Annotated in this window: 7 protein-coding genes; all 7 read right to left on the reverse strand. The window is 38.3% G+C overall.

Annotated features, from left to right (window positions below; translation table 11 throughout):
• Positions 1 to 51: 51 nt before the first annotated feature.
• The 7 genes from OCV96_RS19150 to OCV96_RS19180 all read right to left on the reverse strand — a co-directional run bounded on the left by OCV96_RS19150 (position 52) and on the right by OCV96_RS19180 (position 5,285).
• Positions 52 to 234 carry a hypothetical protein gene (locus OCV96_RS19150; protein WP_262595204.1) on the reverse strand — a complete coding sequence of 61 codons (183 nt, stop codon included), beginning with the start codon at positions 232 to 234 and terminating at the stop codon, positions 52 to 54.
• 196 nt (positions 235 to 430) lie between these two features.
• Positions 431 to 955, reverse strand: a complete 525-nt coding sequence (locus OCV96_RS19155) for a hypothetical protein (RefSeq protein ID WP_195966109.1) — start codon at positions 953 to 955, stop codon at positions 431 to 433.
• Between the two features lie 64 nt (positions 956 to 1,019).
• A complete protein-coding gene (locus tag OCV96_RS19160; protein WP_118542376.1) occupies positions 1,020 to 1,793 on the reverse strand; it encodes a DUF6033 family protein in 774 nt (257 codons plus the stop codon).
• A 188-nt stretch (positions 1,794 to 1,981) separates the two neighbouring features.
• Complete coding sequence (locus OCV96_RS19165) at positions 1,982 to 2,131, reverse strand: AgrD family cyclic lactone autoinducer peptide (RefSeq protein ID WP_055171097.1); 150 nt, start codon at positions 2,129 to 2,131, stop codon at positions 1,982 to 1,984.
• 27 nt (positions 2,132 to 2,158) lie between these two features.
• The gene (locus tag OCV96_RS19170; protein ID WP_262595205.1) at positions 2,159 to 3,610 is read right to left on the reverse strand and encodes a hypothetical protein; all 1,452 of its coding nucleotides are present in this window, start codon (positions 3,608 to 3,610) and stop codon (positions 2,159 to 2,161) included.
• A 307-nt stretch (positions 3,611 to 3,917) separates the two neighbouring features.
• On the reverse strand, positions 3,918 to 4,466 hold the full coding sequence (locus OCV96_RS19175) for a hypothetical protein (RefSeq protein ID WP_006859190.1): 549 nt from the start codon (positions 4,464 to 4,466) through the stop codon (positions 3,918 to 3,920).
• A 45-nt stretch (positions 4,467 to 4,511) separates the two neighbouring features.
• Positions 4,512 to 5,285 (reverse strand): hypothetical protein, encoded by a 774-nt coding sequence (locus OCV96_RS19180; RefSeq protein WP_055040312.1) that lies wholly within the window; start codon positions 5,283 to 5,285, stop codon positions 4,512 to 4,514.
• Between the last annotated feature and the right edge of the window lie 83 nt (positions 5,286 to 5,368).

Here is a 5,368-nt window from a genome sequence, read left to right on the forward strand (position 1 = left end):
ACTCATTTTTAGGTTTCAATAATCAATAGAAAAAGTTCTATTTTTTATCATTTAGGGCTTGACTATAACTAGCTGGTCTGTCCACAACATATTATCTGTTGTGAATATCTGATATACCTTCGGTGTTTCTGCCGTATAAAATGTCTTTTCCCCAGATGCAGGCGTTTTCATATGATTACCTTTTTGTTGACCGTACAGTGAAGATACGGTATTCATACCAGAACCAATGTTCATATTTCTGTTCCTCCAATCAGCTCAAAATTTTCTCTATATGCCAGTCCAGTTTCTGCCTCAACTTTTTTGGATAAAAGTGTTTTCAACACCTAATCCCATATTAACTTTCCACGGTTCTTCTGTCAGTCGGAACCGCACCTGCTCTCTCCTATGGAGTCCAAGCTTACTTTTTCTACTATATTCAAATAACTAAGCCCTATTTATGCTTACTGCTTGCATTTAGATAAGTATTCATATTTCGCATATAAAACATCTGCAAATCATACCTTCCTAATTTATTCATATCCCGAATAACCTTTTCAAAGCTGGATATAAGGTCGCATCTGTCATTTAATCCCATACACCCGGTTTCTGGTGGAAAAGAACTGAGACTATTTCCCCTATCGACGTTATAATATGCCTCCAAAGCACTCATTTCGACATAAGAAGCATTTCTCAAATCAATATCGTTAATATTAATTTTTTCTTCAAATTCTTTTCCATTTTCGTCAATCCCTTTGGCTATCACTACAGGATTATCCTCCGTTGACTCTTCTGCATACTTAATATAAAACGAAAGACCTGTTCCATTTCCACCTGAAAACAACATATCATCCGTCTTTAAATACACTTTTACCGATGTCTGAGAAAATTTCTCATTTCCGACAGCAGATGTTTTGCTATTGTTTTGTCGCTTTCCAAATACTTCCGGTGCACTTTGCACTCCCGAACCAATACGCATTTAATTACCTCCTAGTATAATATTATATATCGATTATTATAAGTTGATATAGTCAGTAAAGTCCTCAATTATCAATTGTACTTTTTATTATGTTTTCATTAAAAGTATTGGCAATATTTTCATAAGCAGCTATGGCAACCGCCCTATCTACTTCCGATAATACATTAACAGCCGATATATTATCATCAAAAGCCGCATCTTTTTTACTCTTTTGCATATTAATCTCTTCTATCTGTCTGCGCTTTTCTGCCGCCTCCTCGCTGCGCTCTAAATATTGTCTACGCCGTTTAGCCTTCTCTTCATCTTCAGCTTTCATTTGCGCCTCTATCTTTGCTTTTTTTTCTGGTGAAACATCTCCACAAACATAATAGTGTGCAGTTCCATCCGGGTGAATAACCATACCATAAGATTGAATCTCAAACCCCCCGACTGCCATCTGCGCCTTCACAGTTGACTGCGAAGCAAAAAAATCCTGTATCATCTTTTCGTAATAAGCTGCTTTTTTGGGATCATTTGCCATTGTTTCCAAAACATTGGGTGCAATCACAATATTATTCATCCCATATGTCCCCGTCCCCAATGAATCCATACTCTTTTGATCACTTCCAACATTTTGGATCATTATATTCCCATATTTAGCCTTTAAATATTCAGTGTAGGTATCTACTTTTGAAACACTATTTTCATTTGGCTTTTGAACTTTCTCTGTATTATCACCCTCTTTAGCAGATAAAATCTTATTGAAATCTAAATGATTGGCTTGCCCTGTCGTCTTATTCTGTTGATACCTATAATTCTGATTATAAGCATTAACTGAATTTTCAACGCCTAATCCCATATTAACTCCTTTCCACGGTTCTTCTGTCAGTCAGAACCGTACCTGCTCTCTCCATCCGAAGCCCAAGCAGTAACCTTTAATTGATTTATTGGAGTAAGATAACCCTTTTGGAGTTATCTTACTCCTTTTGTTTTGCCATTACGATAATCACAACCGCAACACTCCACAAAATATTTCATTATTCTGACCTAGTTTCCCCTTTTCTTCGGTCTTTTCGGCTGGTGATAAATCGCTGAACACTCTGCCGTCCTGCCAAGAACTGTTTTTTCCACTTCATTCCGGGCAATTCTCTCCACTACTTTCAATACCTTGATTGTAATCTTTTCTGCTTTATTCATCTTACCTTTACCTCCTCTGATGTTGTATCATAATACTTTTCTGAAACTGTACTCATACATATCCGAATACATATTATCATGCGGTTGGGGCGTCAGCCTTCTATCCAATGCCGCCATATCCACCGTAAAACCACTGTCTGCCACAGAGAACGCTCCATTGCTGAATTGAAACTCCGAAGTAAAATCAGGAATCCCCAGATCACCACTTATCCGGTTATGTCCTATGATATTTATCAATGCATCCTTTATCCGCTCTATCTTGGCGTTGTCCTTTGTTTTGTTGATCAGATCAGCAGCTTTTCCCGGCAGCCCGCCAATCTTTCCGTCTGGTGTCAGGTAAAGGTTCTCCAGAGAAATATCTTCTCCCGTAACCCCTTTTAAGTAACGCCTGACTTCCTGCACATCCGTGGCATACTGATAGGTATTGGACGACAGATTTCCCACACTGTCAGCAATTCCTGTGTAATACTGATACATCCGGTCACTGTACTTTTCCTCTACCAGTTTCTGAACCTGCTCCCAGACTTCCTTATCTTCGATACCGCTCACTGTTACATTCCCATTGCTTTCAATCTTTATCTGCATTCCCTCCAGCTCATCACGGGAGATACCTTTGCTTTCCAGATCCTTTACAAAATCCTCGGAAAAATCATTTTTCAGTTCCGCCTTCTGCTGTGCTTTCTTAAAATCTTTCAGGTTTGCAAAAATCTTCACATACTCCGTTTCCGCATCATCCAGTGTCTTTCCTTCTGCCATGTCCTGCAACAATTCATCCACTGTGCGCCCGCCTTTGTATTGTTTTTCTTCCGGCAGACTTTCAAACTGCTTCTGGTGGAGTTTCTCCATTTCTTTTGTATAATTTTTCTCTGTATCCATCAGGACTTCATTATATTTGTCGAGGCATTCCCTCCAATTTTCATCTTTCCGGCTGTATGCACCGTGAAGGTTCCCGAATGCCTCCCTTATGGCATCGGTCTTTTCCTGTTCTTTATTTTCCGTAACCTTGAAACTGATTTTATAATAATCATGCGGAGAAACTTCTTCCCCATTTTTGTTTTCTATTTTGATACAATATTTATTGGTATTTGTATCCCAGTTCGGGATGGTCAGTGTTTTCCGTCCTTCCCCATCCCATTCTGCCTTTCCGACCTGATTGCCATATTCATCATATAAGGTGAGGTCATAATCGCAGCCTTCCGGCATGTCCATATAGATTTGGACACCGAAGTAATTCTGTATCGTCCGGTTAAAGGGGATGGAAAAGTTGTAGAAATCCACATCCTTTTTATCGCTGAGACTTCCTTTCAGACTGCTGGTTTCGTCCTTGATCAGAAAATCCAGATCCAGAAATGTACTTCCCTTCTTGTCAGAAACCTCATAAGTAGTATGCTGTCTGCGATAAGTGTCATTGCTACCAAGTGTACAGGTATCCTCTTGAAGTGTCATATTTTTCTTAAGCTTTCCCTCAAAATATGCCACTGTTTCCTTCCCTGACATGAAAAAAATTGGTTTTTGACGAAATGCCGCACCATATGTAGAATGATTACTGTTTATTTCCATTTCTTATCCTTCCTCCCGAAAAATATCTTACCTGTATTCTTGTGCTTTCCTGTCAAAAGATGAGCCTACAGTATAACAGGATTATCCGGTAAAATAATACTGCTTTTCTCATATGCTGCCGCCGCCAACTGGCTATTTAGATATTCGTTTTGTACAGCTTTTCGTCTTGCCTGTGCTCTTTTTACTGCTTCCTTTTCCTGTTTCTTCAAAATTATAGAAATTGATACTATGCATATGTATCAAAACCTACCTTATTTTTAGTTGTCGCTTCTATAGCAATCATATTTTCTGTTTTTTTATCTTCTTTTTCTTTATCCTCTTTCATTCTCTCCAGCCATTTGTCAATTTCTGAATCCGTACCAGTCTCTCCAAAAATGCCACAGGTTGTCATTTCGGTTCCATTATTCGTAAACTTAAACTCCACTGATATCAGTTTACTACCATGACTTATTGCCGCCTTCTGTGCATTTCGTATAACATCTGGCATAATTGCTAAATTTTCCTCAAGCCATTTCGCAGTTTTTTCATCTCCACATGCCTTTTGCATTACACTTCTGTCAATCAATACAGAAGCATTTTTGCATGGAGTCAAACATTTATACTTGTTAGTCAAATACTTTGAATAGTCTGATACATTTTTAAACTTATTGGCTGAATTCATAGTGTATCCTGCATAATAATTCTTTTCACTATTCTTTGATGGCTTTACATTTTCATTTTTTACATTTCCGTATGTGTATGTATTGGCATACGATGATACTCCATTAATTCCCATACTGCATCTCTCCTTTCTATTTAGCCTTGATTTTTTATTTGCAGGCTATTGGGTTTTGTTCGATACGCTTACTGCCATTGTAAAATTTGCCTCATAAGAAGCTACTGCCTGACTTATTGTGACAGTCTTAGCAGACGAACTACTCTCAGCCACCAATCGAGTTCTGGCATCCTGAGCGGATAACCTTTTATTTTGCGCATATTCTTCATAAGCTGTTCTTTCCGCTTGTTTTTTCTGAATCCGCTTTTTTTCCTGTTGTTTCTTTACCTGATTTTCTATTCTCTTTTTATTTTCTATTCTGCGCTCCCAAAAACTATTTTTTGACTTATCATTAAAAATCTTCCCACCATTCCCATTGTTATAACCGGCACTCCACATCTCAGCATGACATTCTTCTTTTGATGCTCCATAATATATTGTAGAAAACGCTCCTCCGCATATACCGGACCATTTATCTGGTTGTGACCAACCCACTTGCAAATCATTTAATACCCATGCTTCATACTCTGGATCATTCTTCATTGCTTCAAAACCCGCCTCTGAAATTGTAACAGATATTGACTCGCCTGCTCTTGTGGGGTGCATTGGAATTTGAGATATTTTATTGTAAATGTACTGCTTGTATTCCACCATCGTCATATCTTTAGCAGACACAGAACCTATTTTTGAATTGCCCACTATACTTCCACTAGCTTCGCTCTTTTCTCTTACACTATCCGCAAACCTTGTATCTTCCTTCTCCTGATCTTTAGCCGCATTTTTCTGTTGGTACTGATTGTAAGCCCGTGTCATATAGTTCACATTAATTGTATTACTCATAGTAACCTCCTTTGCTTTCTTTATCGGATAAAATAACCTGTTCTCCTAGTCCCATATCATCAAACGACCATATTACGCACACA

Source organism: Waltera acetigignens (assembly GCF_025567015.1).
Taxonomy (GTDB): Bacteria; Bacillota; Clostridia; order Lachnospirales; family Lachnospiraceae; genus Acetatifactor; species Acetatifactor acetigignens.